This window comes from Idiomarina sp. X4 (assembly GCF_002808045.1).
Classification (GTDB): domain Bacteria; phylum Pseudomonadota; class Gammaproteobacteria; order Enterobacterales; family Alteromonadaceae; genus Idiomarina.
In genome coordinates this window covers 166,914-184,298 of record NZ_CP025000.1, presented here as the reverse complement: position 1 = coordinate 184,298, position 17,385 = coordinate 166,914, and the positions used below count along the sequence as shown (strand labels likewise).

Sequence of the window (17,385 nt, the reverse complement as noted above, 5' to 3'; positions counted from 1 at the left end):
CTTTATTCTTCACTAAACTGTTGCTTAATATAGTCCATAATTTTCTTGAAAAAGCCGCCTTCCTCAACAGCTTGTAAGGTAACTAACGGGAATGATGCAACATCTTCGCCATTAAGCTGTAAATATACGGTGCCTACTTTTTGACCCTTACTTAGTGGTGCTTGTAGCTTTTGGTCTAATTCGAAATTTGCGTTTAAATCGTCCTTTTGACCGCGAGGCAAAGTGACAACAACATCCTCGCTGATACCTAACGCTACTTCGTCGATGTCGCCACCCCAAATGCGGTGCGCCACAAAACTTTCACCGGCTTCATAGGCTTTTACTGTTTCGTAGTAACGGAAACCGTAGTTAAGTAGCTTTTTACTTTCTACTTTTCGCGCTTGTTCGCTGTTCGTTCCCATAACGACCGCAATGAGACGAGTGCCGTCTTCTACAGCAGAAGAAACCAGGCTGTAACCGGCTTCATTTGTATGCCCAGTTTTAATGCCGTCTACATTTAAGCTTCTGTCCCAAAGCAATGAGTTGCGGTTGTACTGCTTAATGTTGTTATAAGTAAACGATTTTTGCGCATATAGCTCGTACTCTTCTGGCGTTTCATTAATCAATGCACTGGCCAAAGTTGCCATATCACGTGCCGATACGTACTGGTCTGGATCTGGCAGCCCATGGCTGTTTGCAAAATGGCTGTTTGACATGCCAAGTTGCTCAGCGTAGTTGTTCATAAGGTCAGCGAAGGCGTCTTCACTACCGGCAATATGTTCAGCCATGGCAACACAAGCGTCGTTACCTGATGAGATGATAATACCTTTGTTCAGCTTTTCGACAGACACTTGCTTGCCGACTTCGATAAACATCTTTGATGACTCAGGGAAATTCTTAGCCCAGGCATTTTCACTAATAGTGACTTGATCAGTCGGTGAAATTCGGCCGGCAAGAATTTCTTTTCCAATAATGTAACTTGTCATCATTTTAGTCAGACTTGCAGGTGGTAAGCTTTCGTCTGCATTTTCTTGAGCCAGCACTTTACCGGTTGTGTGGTCTATCAAGATATAAGCTTTTGCATTAACTGATGGTGCACTAGGCACCAGAGATTGAGCAGCTGCTACGCTTGCAGTACTAAAGGTAATGGCAACGATGGCAAAAAAACGACAGATTTTTTTCATTGGAATTATCTTTTTAGTCAGGTGAAACAACATGTAAAACGCGAGTTTTAATTTAGCGCCGGATTATATCAGTTCTGCGCTGTCCCGTCAGGCGCAGCCGTAGTGTTTTGCGTTGCTTTTACACGAAAGGCTTTAGGATAACCACTGGCTCTTACTTGTTCGAGTAGGCTGTGACTTTCGTGTTCCGGAACAGGCCCTAATACTAGTTTGTATAGACCACCATTTTGCTCGGTAGTTGCAATTTCTTTAAGTGTTGTCGGTAATTGGTCTTTTATTTGCGACAAACGTTGCTTATCGGACGATGCCACTAATTGAATATGGTAAGAACTCGTTGCCGGTTGCTCACCGGCACTGGCTAACGGCGTTTTCAGGTTTATAGCTTCGACTCGAACATGAGCGGTTCCAGAATCCAGCATATCAAGCTTATAAGCAGCCGCAAAAGAAAGATCAATGATGCGTTCGGGATGAAACGGTCCACGGTCATTGACTCTTACGATAACGCTTCGCTCATTGCTTAGGTTCGTGACTTTTACATAAGTGGGTAAGGGCAGGCGAGTATGAGCGGCGGTCATACTGTACATGTCATAGTACTCGCCATTCGAGGTAAGATGGCCATGAAATTTATTGCCGTACCATGAGGCATAACCCTCTTCGACATAGCCTTTGGCTTGCTCCATAACCTGATATTGCTTGCCAAAAACTTCATAGTCGCGGTTGCCCTGAGGACTATGCGGCTCGGGAACCGGAACCGCATTTCGTAACTCTGCCTGAGTGGGCAAGCGAGTCGGCGCGCTGTCGTGATGTTGGCTGTACCTCCCGGAGGGCTGAGAACTGCAACCAACAACCAGAACAGTGATTAACGAGCAATAAAGCAGATTAGCGGCGCGCATTTTTCAATTGCTCACTGAATTGGTAAACCGCCATGGCGTAGAGTGGACTATGGTTATAGCGCGTAATCACGTAAAAGTTATTGTAGCCCAACCAGTATTCTGCGGCATTTTCAGTTTCAAATTCAAAGACCCGAACCTTGGTGTCCGGTGTCACGGTTTCGTTATTGGGTAAATCAAATCCTTGTTTTTTCAGTGCCTTGCGCGTGGTATTGGGTTTCATGCCGTCGCTAAGCACTTTTGACCAGTTCTCACTATGGTTTAGCGGTTGTGCTATAGGCTGTCCTGCTTGCCAGTTATGCTTTGCGAAGTAATTGGCGACACTGCCAATAGCATCGACAGGGTTGGTTAGCAGGTTGCGCTCGCCGTCACCGTCAAAATCGACGGCATAATGACGATAACTGGATGAAATGAACTGCCCGTACCCCATTGCGCCTGCATAAGAGCCTTTCGCTGAGTTAATATCCCAGCCTTCTTCAGAAGCTAACTGAAAGAACTCTGAAAGCTCAGAACGAAAAAATTTGGCGCGGGGAGGGTAATGGAAACCTAAAGTATAAAGTGAATCCAATATGGAATATTTTCCCATATAGTTACCATAAAAGGTTTCTACTCCAATAATCGCGACAATGATCTGGGCGGGAACACCGTACTCTTGCTCGGCTTTTTTGAGTGTGGCTTTGTGCTCTTCCCAAAACTCTAAACCGGCTTTTAGGCGTTTCTCCGTTAAAAAGATTGGGTAGTACTGATACCAGGGCTTGGCTTCCCAAGGACGCTGTATCGCTTCAAGTACTTCGTTGTTAACCTTGGCCTTGCTTAACCACTTATTCAGTTGTTCTCTGTCAAGGTTATGTTGTTGAACTTGCTGCTCAATAAACTCATCAACACTTGGTACATTATCCTGTGCCGCCAGACCAAAACTGAAAATAGATAGTGTAATGCCTGCTAATAAACGCATAACCAGCCTCTTGTTTTAATTGTTTATAATGAGCCTGTGGTGAGTCGCTATCGACATTAATATGCCAAAACCCGCCATAAGCGTCACCATTGAGGTGCCACCGTAACTTATTAAGGGTAATGGTACCCCAACAACAGGTAAGAGTCCTGAAACCATACCAATATTTACAAAAACATACACAAAGAAGGTCAGCGTTATAGAGCCGGCGAGCAACTTGCTGAAAATGTCCTGAGCTCGCATTGCAAGGATAAGACCGCGCAAAATCACAAAACCGTATAGAGCCAGAAGCAGCACAACACCGGTAAGACCAAACTCCTCGCTAAATACCGAGAAGATAAAATCGGTGTGTCGTTCAGGCAGAAATTCAAGTTGTGACTGAGTTCCCTGCAACCAGCCTTTGCCATCAATACCACCCGAACCTATGGCTATCTGTGACTGAATAATGTGGTAGCCGCTGCCAAGCGGATCTCTCTCTGGGTTTAAAAAGGTCAGTACACGTTCTCGTTGATAGTCGTGCATGAGATAAAACCAAAGTACGGGCGCAAAGGCGGCGGCCGCTACAGCGGCAGTCATAACCAGTCGCCAACTGAGACCAGCCAGAAAAATAACGAACAACCCGGCACTGGCAACAATTAATGAGGTTCCTAAATCGGGCTGCTTAGCTATTAGTAACGTGGGTATCAATACAAGAAGCAGGCCACCAAAAAGATGAGTTAATGTGGGAGGAATTTGTCGTCTGTCCATGTACCAAGCCAACATGAGCGGCATAGCAAGCTTCATTATTTCAGATGGCTGTATCGTTATGGGACCAATATCGAGCCAACGTTGTGCGCCTTTGCCCATTTCGCCAAAAGCAAGAACGGCCACTAGCAGCAGCACTGCCAACAGAAATAACGGAACGGCAAGTCGACTTAATGCCCGCGGTGGAACTTGCGCGAGAACGAACAGTACTACGAAGGATGCCAAAATCCGGACTGACTGACGCTGCATCATCGCTATATCTTGGCCTGAGGCGCTAAAAATCACGAACAAACTGACAACCGAAAGCGTAACAAGAGCCAAAACTAAAGGTCCGTCAATATGAATTTTTTTAAGTAGAGGGTTCCGCTGTCGTTCTTCAGTTGTCAGCATTATCTTTCACCTGCTGGTTGTCCTTTATCATGTAACGCGAATGCCATGCATCAAGCATTTTACGAGCAACAGGTGCCGCCACGCTGCCACCACCACCGAGTGAATTCTCAATAGCAACGACGATAGTGACTTTAGGGTCAGTTGCCGGTGCGTAGCCTACGTACATAGCGTTGTCGCGGTAGCGCTCTGCAATTTCTTCAGCGTTGTACTCTTCGTCCTCGCCCAGGCTCCGAACTTGCGCCGTACCTGTTTTACCGGCTGAACTGTATTCGGCGTCTCTAAATGCTGAACGTGCCGTGCCGGTGTCACTCATGTTCACTTTCTTCAGTGCGTCTTTAATAACGTCCCAGTGTGCCGGTTTTTTAACTTCTACGGGACGGTTGTGAGTAATTAATGCTTCTGACACTTGCCCCCCATCTAAAGTGCCGCGAAGTAGCCGAGGGATAACATGTTTTCCCTCGTTTGCGACAATAGAAGTTGCGACGGTCAGTTGAATCGGCGTCGCTGTCCAGTAACTTTGTCCGATACCTACCGATAACGTTTCACCGGCGTACCAGGGCTGACCAAATCTAGCCCTTTTCCAGCCGCGGGATGGCATGAGTGCAGGTACTTCTTCATGGATATCAATGCCTGTGATTTCACCAAACCCAAACTTTGTCATAAAGTCAGATATTTTATCGATACCTAGTTTAAGCGACATGTCGTAGTAAAACGTGTCACAGCTTTCAGTAATTGCGCTGGTTACATCGACCCAGCCATGACCCCAGGCAAGCCAATCTCGGTAACGTCTGTCTACGCCTTTAATTTCGAACCAGCCAGGGTCCCATATGCGGGTGTCTTTAGTAATGGTGCCGTCTTCAAGACCGAGGAGTGCAATCTGCGGCTTAACGGTTGAAGCGGGCGGGTAAGCGCCTTGAGTTGCCCGGTTGAGCAGTGGGCTGTCTTTAGAGTTCAATAATGAACGATACTGCTTGACTGAGATACCGTTCACAAACCAGTTCGGGTTATAGCTTGGGGTACTTGCCATAGCAAGAATAGCACCGGTATCGTTATTCATAAGAATAATTGATCCCCGGCTTTCCCCAAGCAGCTCAACGGCCTTTTTCTGGAGTTCAATATCAAGCTCGAGAATCACGTCTACTCCAGGTTCAGGCGCTTCAATGCTTAGCGTGCGAACGGCACGCCCCCTGTTATTTACTTCAACACTTTGATAACCGACAGTGCCGTGAAGCTGCTTTTCGTAATACTTTTCAATGCCTAGTTTACCGATGGTGCGACTGGCTGCGTAATTAGCAAGTTCGCCTTGTTCTTTAAGGCGATTGACGTCCTGTTGGTTAATTTTGGCAACGTAGCCGACAGCGTGGGTTAGTAAATCCGCATAGGGATAACTGCGGATAAGGCGGGCTTCCAGGCTTACCCCGGGGAATTTATGTTGATGCGCTGCGAATGTAGCAAGTTCTTTTTCATTCACATTGTCGAGTAATGGCACATTGTTAAAGCGTCGTTGGCTTTTTAAGTTTTGTTCAAATTGCTCAAGAGTCTCATCGGGGAACCCTAGCAAATTTTGGAGGGATGTCAGGGTGGCGTCTAAGTCAGGCACTTCTTCCGGGGTAACATCAATACTGTAAATAGGCTTGTTTTCAGCTAACAAAACGCCGTTACGATCGTAAATCAGTCCTCGGTTAGGGGCTAAAGGAACAAGCTTAATTCGGTTGTCGTTCGAACGGGTTTGCAGTTCGTTATGTTCACTCACTTGTAAGTGGAACATATTGGACGCCAGCAGTACGAATACTGCCACAACAATAACGATAGCGACCATCGCACGGCGGGCAAAAATAGCTGATTCGGCTTCGTGATCACGTATGGTTGTGCGCTGACGCATTATTATCGTTATTATTCTCTGTGATAAGGGTGATTATTATTCAAACTCCATGCTCGGTAAAGGCTTTCTGCAACAATTAATCGAACCATTGGGTGCGGCAGCGTCAGCTTTGATAACGACCAACGTTGCTCCGCAAGCGCGAGACAGTCATTCGATAACCCCTCAGGGCCACCAACCAGCAACGTAACATCGCGCCCGTCCATTTGCCAGGCTGCAAGTTGTTGAGCCAGCTTCGGCGTATCCCAGGCTTTACCGTTCACTTCCAGTGTAATGACTTTGTTACCTTTGGGGATAGCTTGAATAAGCGCCTTGCCTTCTTCCTGCATGATTCGGTTCACATCGGCTTTCTTTGTACGCTTGTGGGCCGCAATCTCGGTCAATACAAATTTGCAGTCGTTAGGGAAACGCTTTTGGTATTGCTCAAAGCCTTCTTTTACCCAGGTTGGCATCTTAGTGCCAACCGCAAGTAACTGGATTTGCACTTACTGACCCCAGAGCTTTTCTAGCTGATAAAAGTCGCGGATAGCTTCTTGCATAACATGCAAAACCACATCACCGAGGTCGACTAAAACCCACTCTGACTGCTCGCCGCCTTCAATACCGATAGGTGGAAAGCCTGCGTGTTTCGCTTCAGTTGCCAAGTACTCGGCAATACTTTTAACATGCGTTTTTGAACTGCCCGAACAAATGACCATAAAGTCAGCAACGTCTGTTTTATCGTGAACATCTAAAACTTGAATGTCACGGGCTTTTATATCTTCAATTTTGTCGATGACAAAATCGCGTAATTCTTCTGCCTGCAAAGGAGGGTCTCCATTCGATTTTAAAAGGTTTTGCTTCAACCAATAAGTTTAACAGAATATCGCAGGGCTGTTCAGCTACAAATACAGTTTGTTTGCTTTAATATACTCGTAAACCGCGGTTGGGATGGGAGGTGAAGCGGGCCGCTCGTGTAGTTGACTTCGAAGCTCTGTTGCTGAAATATCAATAAGTGGCGTTTGTGCTATATAAAGCTTACCGTCAGGAGCCTCTGTGAGGGTACCAGGCTGATAAACTCGGTGTTGTTCGATGAAACGTTTCAGTTCACTGTCCTGCGGCTCAAAAGGAACACCACTTCTTGGCATAACGACGATATGCGCATGTTTTATAATGTCTTGCCACTGATACCACTGATTTAAGCTCATTAGCGAGTCCATACCCATCACAAAAATGAGTGTGTCGCCTAGATAATGCTCAGAAAGCTCAGCGAGTGTAGATGCTGTGTAAGAAAGGCGCGTTTGCTTTAGCTCCCAGTCTTCAGCTTCAAATCCCGGATAGTCCTTGCAGGCAAGCCTGACCATGTCAAGACGCTGTTTAGCTGAAGCTTCCGGTTGTGCACGATGTGGAGGAGTGGCGCTTGGCATGAACGCAAGGCGGTCAATTCCGAGCTCTTTCATTAGTGCGTTGGATGTCTCTAAATGACCATGATGGATCGGGTCAAAAGTACCGCCAAAGACTGCTCTGATCATAATGAGATAAAAGTATTTTCAAGCTGGAACGGGTGAGAGAACGGCTGCAAACTATGAGCAGCCGTTAAGCTGCTTTCCTTCTGACACAGCAGTCCAAGCAAGTGAACAGTAAGTACTAATGGCGACTCACCACTGTCCTGTTTTAATGCCATTTCTAAACGCTCAATGAGGTAGTGCAATTGGTGCAGTGCTTCTACCGATAAAGACTCAGCTCGTTTAATATAACCTTGCTGTTGATTTGACCAAATCATATTACGACGGAAAAGAGCTGAAACGTCTGTGTTGCCAGCATGACTTTTCAGCGTTGTCAGCAATTGAACTTCCCGTTGTAAGATCCAGACAAAGCGATGATAATCGTTTTCCTCATCGAGTAAACGAGTCAGTTTGTGCAGAGCGTCTTTATAGTTACCAGCCTGAATACTTTCTTGAAGAGCGAAAACATTAAAGCGGCTTGAGTCACTGCTCGCATCGGTTAGGAACTCGTTCGTAATAACGCCGGAATCACTGAGTAATTGCCATTTACGCAGCTCTTGATCAAGCGCTAACAAGTTGCCTTCAAACCAGTCAGACAGTAATTCAGGTACGCCTTCGGCTAGCGTCAGTTGGTACTTTTGGGCCCGCTTGTGAATAAACACTGGCAAACGAGCCTTATCGGGACTTTGGGTTCGAATAAGAGGACCATGTTCAACTAGCGACTTAAACCAACGGCTATTCTGATGCTCCTTTTTTAAGTAGCTTCCAATGATAACCAGTGTATGGTTTTCAGGCAGTTGATTTGCGTAACTGTGTAAAGCGTTTGAACCTTCTTTTCCGGGTTTGTTTTCCGGAAGCTCGAGTTCAATAAGTGTGTCGCTCCCGAATAAGCTCATTGATTGTTCGAGTTCACTCAGTTGCTTCCATTCAAAGTCCTTTGACTGTATCCAATGATATTTTTCTGCGTCGTGGCCGAAATGTTGCCGTATAACGTCTATGGCATCCATACGCAATAACAGGTCATCGCCAAACAGCAATAACACAGGGGGAACGCCTGAACGCTCAATGTATTGACTTAATTGTTCTGGGAACAATGTCTGCACTTAACGCTCCGTTATTGAGAGAGTTCAGAAACTATCTGCTGAAGGATAATTCGTGATGCTTCAGCGCGCATTTCATTCACCAGCATTTCTCGCTCACGCGTTTTTGCCAGTGCAAAGTTTGGATCATCCTGATAGTCTCTGGCTACTTCTGCTGTTCTCTCAACGATGACTTGATTGTCTTTCAACAATTGGTAGCTGACCTGATACAACAGCTCGTATTCGGCAACCTGACCACTCTCAAAAAGTGACAGGGTGCGTCTCTCTAGCTTGTCAGAAAGTAGCGCTAATTGGTAACTGCTGTTTTTTGAAACGTTAATACCTGAGTGAACCAGTCGTTGCTCCATTTGAGAAGCCAGCTCTTTTGACACATTTGACTGTAATCGAATTGATTCCAGACTTTCGGGTAACTGATAGTCGCCACGAAGTTGAAAGCCACACCCGGAGAGTATGGCTATCAACGAAAAACTAAAGAGTATTTGTGTGACTGTTCTCATCGATATTACCCAACAACAATGTTGAGGATTTTTCCGGGAACGTAGATTTTCTTACGAATCTCTTTTCCTTCAACGTGTTTTTGTACCGATTCGTCGTCAAAGGCCTGCTGTTCAACTTGCTCAGCTGACGCATCAGCAGACACGGTCAACTTAGCCCGAACTTTACCGTTGATTTGAACAACAATCAGCTTCTCGTCTTCTACTAGAGCGCTTTCGTCAACGTTTGGCCACTTCGCGAATGACAATGGTTCTTTGTGGCCAAGCTCCATCCATAACTGCTCACACACATGAGGGGTAATTGGCGCTAACATTCGAACCATTGCATCAATCGCTTCACCCAACACCTGGCGATCAGCGTTCGTCTCCATTGGCGCTTTCTGGAGGTGGTTGAGTAACTCCATTATTGCGGCAATAGCCGTATTAAAGTGCTGACGTCTGCCCATGTCGTCAGTGACTTTAGCTATCGCTTTGTGCAACTCACGGCGCAGAGTCTTTTGCTGCGAATTCAGTGTTTCACCAGATGCGTAGCCTCCGGCATTAATGAAGTCGAAAGTCAGTTTCCATAAACGACGCAGAAAACGCTGAGCACCTTCTACTCCGGAGTCAGACCACTCAAGCGTCATTTCTGGTGGCGCAGCAAACATCATAAACAGGCGAACGGTGTCGGCACCGTAACGTTCGACCATGGTTTGCGGGTCAATACCGTTATTTTTCGACTTTGACATTTTACTCATGCCGCCAACTTCTACCGGTTTGCCGTCGGCTTTTAAAGTAGCGCCGGAGATGGCGCCTTTATCGTCACGTTGAATATCGACATCTAATGGCGAGAACCATTCTTTGCCGCCTTTTTCGGTGTCGCGGTAATAGCTGTCTGCTAACACCATGCCTTGGCATAGTAATCGCTTGAATGGTTCGTCAGACTCTACTAAGCCCGTATCACGAAGCAGTTTGTTAAAGAAACGTGCATACAGCAAGTGCAGTATCGCGTGCTCAATGCCACCGATGTACTGGTCGACAGGAAGCCAGTAATTCGCTTTCTCAGGATCTAACATTGCGTCGTGGGTTTGAGCACTGCAGTAGCGAGCGTAATACCATGACGATTCCATAAAGGTGTCAAATGTATCTGTTTCGTGCTCAGCCGCCATGCCATTGTATTCCGTTTTACGCCATTGAGGATCGGACTTGATCGGTGAGTTAACGCCATCCATGACGACGTCTTCCGGCAATTTAACGGGCAGTTGTTCCTCTGGAACCGGCACGGACTCGCCATTTTCGAGGTTCAGCATCGGAATGGGTGTGCCCCAATAACGCTGACGTGAGACGCCCCAGTCACGTAAACGGTAGTTGACTTTCTTCTCACCGATGCCTTTTTCGCTTAATTCTTTGGCGATAGCATCAAACGCGTCTGCAGAGCTTAAACCGTTGAAACGGTCTGAATTGATAACGGTTCCTTTTTCCGTAATAGCCGCCTGAGTAATGTCACTGTCGCCTGAAAGTGGCTCAATAACGGGTTGAATAGGAAGTTTGTATTTGGTGGCAAACTCCCAGTCGCGCTGGTCGTGCGCCGGTACGGCCATAACTGCGCCTGAGCCGTAGTCCATTAGCACAAAGTTGGCGACCCATACTGGAATTTCTTCACCGGTCATTGGGTGAACGGCCTTGAAGCCGGTATCCATACCCAGCTTTTCCATGGTGGCGATATCGGCTTCTGCAACCTTGTTGTTTTTGCAGTCTTCGATGAATTCGGCTAGAGCAGTATTATTTTTTGCCGCCTCTTTAGCCAGAGGATGACCAGCCGCAACGCCCATATAAGTCACGCCATAAATAGTGTCAGGGCGCGTGGTGTAGACTTTTAGGGGCTGATCATAGCCATTGACCGAAAAGTCGACTTCAACCCCTTCAGAACGGCCAATCCAGTTACGCTGCATAGCTTTAACCTGTTCCGGCCAGCCGTCAAGTTGGTCAAGGTCGTCCAGAAGCTCTTCTGCATAGTCAGTGATTTTTATAAACCACTGCGGAATTTCCTTTTGTTCTACGGTTGCACCCGAGCGCCATCCTTTACCGTCTATTACTTGTTCGTTGGCTAAAACGGTTTGGTCGACCGGGTCCCAGTTAACTGTTGCGTTCTTTTTATAAACCAGACCCTTTTCATAAAGCTTAGTGAAAAACCATTGTTCCCAGCGGTAATAGTCAGGAGAGCAGGTCGCAACCTCGCGATTCCAGTCGTAACCAAAACCTAAACTTTTTAACTGGTCGCGCATGTAGTCGATATTTTGATAGGTCCATTTCGCCGGCGCAGTCTTATTCTGTATTGCGGCGTTTTCAGCAGGCAAACCGAACGCATCCCAGCCCATTGGCTGTAAAACATTTTTACCCAACATGCGTTGATGACGACTGATAACATCGCCTAACGTATAGTTGCGAACGTGCCCCATATGTAACTTACCGCTAGGGTAAGGGAACATTGATAGGCAATAGAATTTGTCTTTGCCAGGCTCTTCTTTAGCGGTAAAAACGTCTTGTTCCTGCCAGCGTTTTTGCATGGCAGCTTCAATTTTGCTGGGGTTATATTGTTCTTGCATAGTCCTGCTTACTTCCGTTGGTGCAATAAAGTGAATTAACTAATGGCGTACCACATGACCAGCATGACAACGATGCCAGCTAAGCCAAAAAAGCCATACTCAAACACAGAACGCTGCTTCACTTCTGCAGGGGCTGATTTATCGATACCTAATAGCATCAACCAGCTGCTTAGACCTAAACCGCCAGCGGCAACCAGAACGGCAAACAAAATAGCATCGAAGATATTTTCCATAATGATATTCCTGTAGAAAGTATAAATAATAACGGCAGATAAAAGCTCTGCTGACACACTGAATATATAGCTTAATAGTGTACTGATTTTAACGCGTTATGACTACGCCTGAGTTCGCTTATTGCGGGCTTTCGTTAAGCTGGCAGGCACTACACCGAGAAGTGCAAGTATCAACGCGCCCCAAAGACCGAACTGTTTAAACCAGGTATTGCCGTTTACCGGATACAGCTCTGCGGAGACGGTGGTCGCCTTAAACTGCGGAGCCTTATCAATAAATTGTCCGAACTCATCCACTATCGCTGTGACGCCGTTATTCGTTGCCCGTAAAAGAGGACGCTGTAATTCGAGAGCCCGCATTCGGGAAATTTGCATGTGCTGCCAAGGCCCGTGAGAGTCGCCAAACCAAGTATCGTTGCTTATGGTCACCAGAAAGTCAGTATCTTCAAAGGTGTTGTCCCGAACTTGCTGCGGAAACGCAATTTCGTAGCAAATGGCCATCGAGAGCTTTCTGTTATTCGCTTCTAAATTAGGCTGTTGGTAGTGGCCGCGGCTAAAAGAAGACATCGGCAAATTAAATAGCGGGGCTATTGGGCGGAGAATGTCCTCAAAAGGGACGAACTCCCCAATAGGCAATAAATGGTGTTTCTGATAACGATTCTTGCCGCTGTATTCATAGGTGTCATCATCAAGCACAATCACACTGTTATAAAAGGCGTCATTGAGTCTATCGTAATCGATGATACCGGTAATCAGAGCCGAGCCGTTCACCGATGCCGATTGTTCCATGGTCGTTAAAACGTCTTGAGCATACGGCTCTAGCGCGGTGACTGCTGACTCTGGCCAAATCACAATGTCGTGATTGAATTTAGGTCGGGTTAAGTCGAGGTATCGTAAAATATTAGGCCACTGCTGTTCCGCTTGCCATTTTAGTGACTGCTGAATGTTTCCCTGTACTAGCAGGATGCTGGTTGACTCCGTGCTTCTCCAGGTTGGCTGTAATTTGTGACTAACTGACGACACCGTCATTAAAATAAGCGGCACAATGAATAGTAGTGGGCGGTGGTGCTTAATCGCCATAAAAATGCACAGTGCAGTCATCCAAAGGGCGACCGTAATACCTGATTCACCGATAAGTGGCGCTAAATTGGCATAAATGCCGTCAGTTTGTGTATAGCCAAGGCTTAACCACGGGAAGCCAGTAAATAGCCAACCGCGAAGAAGCTCAAAACCTAGCCAGATGAGCGGTAATGAAAAGCGCCACTGAGGTTTTCTGTGTGCGAGTTTCTGCCACAATCCAAAGGCCATTGCCGGGAATAAGGACAGATAAAGAAACAGCAGCAACAGGATTAATATAGTGGCGTAGACGGGCAAGCCACCGTACTGGTCGATACTGACGTAAATCCAGCTAAGGCCTGTTGCAAACCAACCCAGCCCAAAGGTTAGACCCGCATAAAAGGCTCGTTTCGGAGCCATTGGCCAAATGATTTTTAGAACAACGGGTAAGACAACAAACGGCAACCAGTGCCAGTTGAAAGGGGAGTATGCCAGTGTGAGCGATGCTCCTGACAATAATAATAGCAGAGAGCTTAATCTACTCCCCCAGCGTTTTGTCATTATTCAGTACTCTCCGACGTATCGACTTCCTGAATGCTGACCTGAAGCTGTTGAATCCTTCGCTTATCGGCGTTGGTGATGCGGAAAGTGAAGTTACCCAGCGTAATTTCTTCTCCGGCTTGTGGGAGGTGACCAAACCCATGAGCGACTAAACCACCAACAGTGTCGTGTTCTTCATCACTGAACTCAGACTTAAAGTAGTCGTTAAAGTCTTCGATAGTGGTTAGTGCTTTCACTGAATAACGGGTCGGACTTAAACGACGAATGTTTTGCTTGTCATCGTTCTCATTAATATCGGTTTCATCCTCAATCTCACCAACAATTTCTTCGAGAATGTCTTCAATCGTCACGAGGCCCGAAACGCCGCCATACTCGTCAACCACAATAGCCATGTGATAACGATTAGAGCGGAAGTCTTTCAGCAACACGTCTACCCGCTTGCTTTCAGGAACAATGACAGCCGGGCGCATGACCTTTTCTAACGAAAAGTCCTCTTCGTTTGAGTTAAAGCCATAACTGAGCAAGTCTTTCGCGAGTAGAATACCCTCAACCTGATCTTTATTATCCGTCACTACCGGATAGCGACTGTGTTGAGAGTCGATAACGATGGGTAAAAACTCTTCGACGCTTTGGTGTACATCAATAGTGACCATTTGCGAGCGCGGAATCATGATATCGCGAACCTTAAGCTCCGCGACATCGAGCACGCCTTCAATCATTTCTTTGGTATCGTTATCAATCAGATCACGCTCTTCAGCGTCCTGAATTAAATCGACGAGTTCTTCTCTGCTTTTCGGCTCACCGGTGAATATTTGTAATAACTTGGCTGCCCAAGATTTACCCGCCGAGCCGTTGGCTGAGTGGGGGTTGTCGTCGCTCATTAAAGTGTATGCTCCGTGTTGCTTGTTGTTTCATATGGGTCTGGATAATCAAGAGAAGCCATAATTCGCTTTTCTATCGACTCCATTTCGACGGCATCTTCTTCTTGTATATGGTCGTAACCCAAAAGGTGCAGAGTACCGTGTATCACCATGTGCGTCCAGTGGGCGATAACGGACTTATTTTGCTCTTTTGCTTCGCGCTCAACGACGCTTTGACAGATGACTAAATCACCCAATAACTGGATGGGTAATTCAACGGGACTTTCAAAAGGAAAAGACAGCACGTTTGTTGGGTAATTTTTGCTTCTGAACTGGTGGTTGAGTTCAGCGGCTTCGTTATCTTTTACAATTCGAACCGTTAGCTCCACAGGCTTATCGATACCAAGGTGCTTAATAACAGCGTTGGCCGCAAGAGCAATGGTGCTTTCTTCCGGTGCGTCTTTAATACCCTCGGCAGTTTGGTAATCAAGCGTGATCTTACTCATGAGCGCTTATCGAACTCATCGTATGCTTGGACAATACGTTGAACCACTGGGTGCCTGACAACATCTCCTGCCTGGAAAAAGGTAAAGCTGACATCTGATACTTTATTTAAAACCTCAATGGCGTGACGTAAGCCCGAGCGTTGGCCGCGTGGTAAGTCGACCTGTGTAATATCGCCGGTAATGACCGCACGCGAGTTAAAGCCGATACGTGTCAGGAACATTTTCATTTGTTCACAGGTTGTGTTTTGACTTTCATCCAGGATGATAAAGGCATCGTTCAAAGTACGACCACGCATATAAGCCAGTGGGGCAACTTCAATGACGTTTCTTTCAATAAGCTTCTCGACCTTTTCAAAGCCAAGCATCTCGAATAGCGCATCATAAAGAGGCCTTAAGTAAGGATCGACCTTTTGAGCCAAATCACCGGGTAAAAAACCCAGTTTTTCGCCTGCTTCCACAGCCGGACGGGTCAGTAAAATACGGCGGACTTCCTGGCGCTCTAATGCGTCAACGGCACAAGCGACGGCTAAGTAGGTTTTACCCGTACCTGCAGGACCAATGCCGAAATTCACGTCGTGAGCCAAAATAGCCCGAACGTACTCAGCCTGATTATGGTTGCGTGGCTTAATAAGACCGCGTTTGGTCTTAATGTGTGTCATTTTTTCTGCGGCTGGATCGCCTTTGTCGCGGTCCTGTTCAAGGACTTTGGCCTGTTGAATGGCTAAATGTACCTGCTCTGGCTCAATTTGACCGTCACGACCTTTCATTGGTGCCGTATCGACATATAAATCAAGCAGCAACTTTTGCACAGCCGAAACCGTTTTAGCGTTGCCTATTAAACGAAACTGATGACCGCGGTGGGTTATCTCAACACCAAGGCGGCGCTCAATATGCTGCAGATTCTCGTCTAAAGGCCCGCAGAGGTTAGAAAGCCGACGAGAATCCGTCGGCTCCAATTCAAAATCTAGCGTTTGCGTTTGTGGACTCAATCGATTCCTCTTTAACTCGCTTGTGGAGGCATTTTTACAACACCCAACTCGTCAGGTTCGTTGACTTTGCCTCTTTGTAAAATCGTTTCTGGGGCGGTGTCGACACGTAGCCCCATGTCTTTCTCTTCACGGATAAGGTCGCCGCGAAGACTGTTCGGTAACACTTCTGTAATACGAACATCAACGAACTGACCTATCATATGGGGTTGTCCGACAAAATTTACAACCCGGTTATTTTCTGTTCTTCCAGACAGTTCCATTGGGTTCTTTTTCGAAGGTCCTGTCACTAATATTCTTTGCTCAGTATCCAGCATACGTCGTGCATGCGCCATAGATTGCTGGTTTAAGCGTTGCTGTAAAATTTGTAAGCGTTGCTTTTTGGTTTCCTCTGAAACGTCATCAGGCAAGTCGGCGGCCGGAGTTCCCGGACGTGCGCTATAAATAAAGCTGAAACTCATGTCAAAATCAACGCTTTGGATCAAATCCATAGTTGCTTGAAAATCAGCATCGGACTCCCCCGGGAAGCCGATAATGAAGTCAGATGACAGAGCAATGTCCGGACGTGCTTTCTTTAAAGCACGCATTTTTGACTTGTATTCAAGCGCTGTATGACCGCGCTTCATCATTGTCAGTACGCGATCAGAGCCGCTCTGTACCGGTAAGTGCAGATGACTCACCAACTCTGGAATCGTTGTGTAGGCTTCGATAATATCGTCGGTAAACTCGACTGGGTGCGATGTGGTATAACGAATACGGTCAATGCCATCAATGGCAGCAACCAGGTGAAGTAATTCGGCAAAGCGACACTGAGTGCCATCAAAGTGTTCACCTAAGTAGGCATTTACGTTTTGACCGAGCAAATTCACTTCGCGTACGCCTTGATCTGCCAGCTGAGCAATTTCATAGATGACATCGTCAACAGGGCGGCTGACTTCTTCGCCGCGCGTGTAAGGGACAACGCAGAAAGAACAGTACTTACTGCAGCCTTCCATAATCGAAACGAAAGCACTGGCACCGTCAGCCTTAGGCTCTGGCAAACGGTCAAACTTTTCAATTTCAGGGAACGACACATCAACCATTGGCGCATGGGTTTCGCTGACTTGGTTGACCATCTCTGGTAGGCGGTGCAACGTCTGCGGTCCAAATATAATATCGACAAAGGGGGCGCGAGAGCGAATTTCGTCGCCTTCCTGAGAGGCCACACAGCCGCCAACGCCAATGAGCAAGTCAGGTTTTTTCTGCTTCAGATTTTTCCAGCGACCTAACTGGTGGAAAACCTTTTCCTGAGCCTTTTCGCGAATGGAGCAGGTGTTCAACAGGATCAGATCAGCGTCTTCAGCATCTTCTGCAACGTCGTACCCGTGTGTCGATTTAAGTAGATCAGCCATTTTCGCTGAATCGTACTCGTTCATCTGACAACCCCATGTTTTGATATATAACTTCTTGCTCATGACTACTCGATGGTTGATAGGTTCAAATTAAGACCGGATATTTTATCGTTTATT

At 46.6% G+C, this 17,385-nt stretch carries 17 protein-coding genes; all 17 read right to left on the bottom strand.

Annotation, left to right across the window (positions count from 1 at the left end):
- Window positions 1–2 precede the first annotated feature (2 nt).
- Entirely contained in the window at window positions 3–1,163 is a 1,161-nt protein-coding gene (locus tag CWC33_RS01020; protein ID WP_100690434.1) for a D-alanyl-D-alanine carboxypeptidase family protein, read from the bottom strand.
- Window positions 1,164–1,231: 68 nt separating this feature from the next.
- Window positions 1,232–2,053 carry a septal ring lytic transglycosylase RlpA family protein gene (locus CWC33_RS01015; RefSeq protein WP_100690433.1) on the bottom strand — a complete coding sequence of 274 codons (822 nt, stop codon included), beginning with the start codon at window positions 2,051–2,053 and terminating at the stop codon, window positions 1,232–1,234.
- Complete coding sequence (gene mltB / locus CWC33_RS01010) at window positions 2,040–3,005, bottom strand: lytic murein transglycosylase B (protein WP_100690432.1); 966 nt, start codon at window positions 3,003–3,005, stop codon at window positions 2,040–2,042. The genes CWC33_RS01015 and mltB overlap by 14 nt, the downstream gene beginning before the upstream one ends.
- Before the next feature lie 15 nt (window positions 3,006–3,020).
- Window positions 3,021–4,136, bottom strand: a complete 1,116-nt coding sequence (gene rodA / locus CWC33_RS01005; protein WP_100690431.1) for a rod shape-determining protein RodA — start codon at window positions 4,134–4,136, stop codon at window positions 3,021–3,023.
- On the bottom strand, window positions 4,123–6,018 hold the full coding sequence (gene mrdA / locus CWC33_RS01000; protein WP_100690430.1) for a penicillin-binding protein 2: 1,896 nt from the start codon (window positions 6,016–6,018) through the stop codon (window positions 4,123–4,125). Before mrdA ends, rodA begins: the two co-directional genes overlap by 14 nt.
- Window positions 6,019–6,029: 11 nt before the next feature.
- The gene (gene rlmH / locus CWC33_RS00995; RefSeq protein ID WP_100690429.1) at window positions 6,030–6,500 is read right to left on the bottom strand and encodes a 23S rRNA (pseudouridine(1915)-N(3))-methyltransferase RlmH; all 471 of its coding nucleotides are present in this window, start codon (window positions 6,498–6,500) and stop codon (window positions 6,030–6,032) included.
- Window positions 6,501–6,821, bottom strand: a complete 321-nt coding sequence (rsfS, locus tag CWC33_RS00990) for a ribosome silencing factor (RefSeq protein ID WP_088768498.1) — start codon at window positions 6,819–6,821, stop codon at window positions 6,501–6,503.
- Between the two features lie 75 nt (window positions 6,822–6,896).
- On the bottom strand, window positions 6,897–7,526 hold the full coding sequence (nadD, locus tag CWC33_RS00985; RefSeq protein ID WP_100690428.1) for a nicotinate-nucleotide adenylyltransferase: 630 nt from the start codon (window positions 7,524–7,526) through the stop codon (window positions 6,897–6,899).
- Window positions 7,523–8,602 (bottom strand): DNA polymerase III subunit delta, encoded by a 1,080-nt coding sequence (gene holA / locus CWC33_RS00980; RefSeq protein ID WP_100690427.1) that lies wholly within the window; start codon window positions 8,600–8,602, stop codon window positions 7,523–7,525. The genes nadD and holA overlap by 4 nt, the downstream gene beginning before the upstream one ends.
- An 11-nt stretch (window positions 8,603–8,613) precedes the next feature.
- Complete coding sequence (locus tag CWC33_RS00975; protein WP_100690426.1) at window positions 8,614–9,096, bottom strand: LPS-assembly lipoprotein LptE; 483 nt, start codon at window positions 9,094–9,096, stop codon at window positions 8,614–8,616.
- A gap of 5 nt (window positions 9,097–9,101) precedes the next feature.
- Entirely contained in the window at window positions 9,102–11,678 is a 2,577-nt protein-coding gene (gene leuS, locus CWC33_RS00970; protein WP_100690425.1) for a leucine--tRNA ligase, read from the bottom strand.
- Between the two features lie 35 nt (window positions 11,679–11,713).
- The gene (locus CWC33_RS00965) at window positions 11,714–11,911 is read right to left on the bottom strand and encodes a hypothetical protein (RefSeq protein WP_088768493.1); all 198 of its coding nucleotides are present in this window, start codon (window positions 11,909–11,911) and stop codon (window positions 11,714–11,716) included.
- Between the two features lie 102 nt (window positions 11,912–12,013).
- The gene (lnt, locus tag CWC33_RS00960; protein WP_100690424.1) at window positions 12,014–13,525 is read right to left on the bottom strand and encodes an apolipoprotein N-acyltransferase; all 1,512 of its coding nucleotides are present in this window, start codon (window positions 13,523–13,525) and stop codon (window positions 12,014–12,016) included.
- Window positions 13,525–14,406, bottom strand: coding sequence for a CNNM family magnesium/cobalt transport protein CorC (gene corC, locus CWC33_RS00955; protein WP_100690423.1), 882 nt, complete (start codon window positions 14,404–14,406; stop codon window positions 13,525–13,527). The genes lnt and corC overlap by 1 nt, the downstream gene beginning before the upstream one ends.
- The gene (ybeY, locus tag CWC33_RS00950) at window positions 14,406–14,891 is read right to left on the bottom strand and encodes an rRNA maturation RNase YbeY (protein ID WP_100690422.1); all 486 of its coding nucleotides are present in this window, start codon (window positions 14,889–14,891) and stop codon (window positions 14,406–14,408) included. Before ybeY ends, corC begins: the two co-directional genes overlap by 1 nt.
- A complete protein-coding gene (locus tag CWC33_RS00945; protein WP_088768489.1) occupies window positions 14,888–15,880 on the bottom strand; it encodes a PhoH family protein in 993 nt (330 codons plus the stop codon). The genes ybeY and CWC33_RS00945 overlap by 4 nt, the downstream gene beginning before the upstream one ends.
- An 11-nt stretch (window positions 15,881–15,891) precedes the next feature.
- Window positions 15,892–17,331: a tRNA (N6-isopentenyl adenosine(37)-C2)-methylthiotransferase MiaB gene (gene miaB / locus CWC33_RS00940; RefSeq protein WP_100690421.1), complete on the bottom strand. Its 1,440-nt coding sequence runs from the start codon at window positions 17,329–17,331 to the stop codon at window positions 15,892–15,894.
- Between the last annotated feature and the right edge of the window lie 54 nt (window positions 17,332–17,385).

Excerpts from the sequence above, each read along its gene's own strand:
- lnt (WP_100690424.1), bottom strand. The coding sequence starts at position 13,525 with ATGACAAAACGCTGGGGGAGTAGATTAAGCTCTCTGCTATTATTATTG.
- CWC33_RS00965 (WP_088768493.1), bottom strand. The coding sequence starts at position 11,911 with ATGGAAAATATCTTCGATGCTATTTTGTTTGCCGTTCTGGTTGCCGCT.
- nadD (WP_100690428.1), bottom strand. The coding sequence starts at position 7,526 with ATGATCAGAGCAGTCTTTGGCGGTACTTTTGACCCGATCCATCATGGT.
- miaB (WP_100690421.1), bottom strand. The coding sequence starts at position 17,331 with ATGAGCAAGAAGTTATATATCAAAACATGGGGTTGTCAGATGAACGAG.
- ybeY (WP_100690422.1), bottom strand. The coding sequence starts at position 14,891 with ATGAGTAAGATCACGCTTGATTACCAAACTGCCGAGGGTATTAAAGAC.
- rodA (WP_100690431.1), bottom strand. The coding sequence starts at position 4,136 with ATGCTGACAACTGAAGAACGACAGCGGAACCCTCTACTTAAAAAAATT.
- mrdA (WP_100690430.1), bottom strand. The coding sequence starts at position 6,018 with ATGCGTCAGCGCACAACCATACGTGATCACGAAGCCGAATCAGCTATT.
- mltB (WP_100690432.1), bottom strand. The coding sequence starts at position 3,005 with ATGCGTTTATTAGCAGGCATTACACTATCTATTTTCAGTTTTGGTCTG.
- corC (WP_100690423.1), bottom strand. The coding sequence starts at position 14,406 with ATGAGCGACGACAACCCCCACTCAGCCAACGGCTCGGCGGGTAAATCT.
- leuS (WP_100690425.1), bottom strand. The coding sequence starts at position 11,678 with ATGCAAGAACAATATAACCCCAGCAAAATTGAAGCTGCCATGCAAAAA.
- CWC33_RS00975 (WP_100690426.1), bottom strand. The coding sequence starts at position 9,096 with ATGAGAACAGTCACACAAATACTCTTTAGTTTTTCGTTGATAGCCATA.
- CWC33_RS01015 (WP_100690433.1), bottom strand. The coding sequence starts at position 2,053 with ATGCGCGCCGCTAATCTGCTTTATTGCTCGTTAATCACTGTTCTGGTT.
- CWC33_RS01020 (WP_100690434.1), bottom strand. The coding sequence starts at position 1,163 with ATGAAAAAAATCTGTCGTTTTTTTGCCATCGTTGCCATTACCTTTAGT.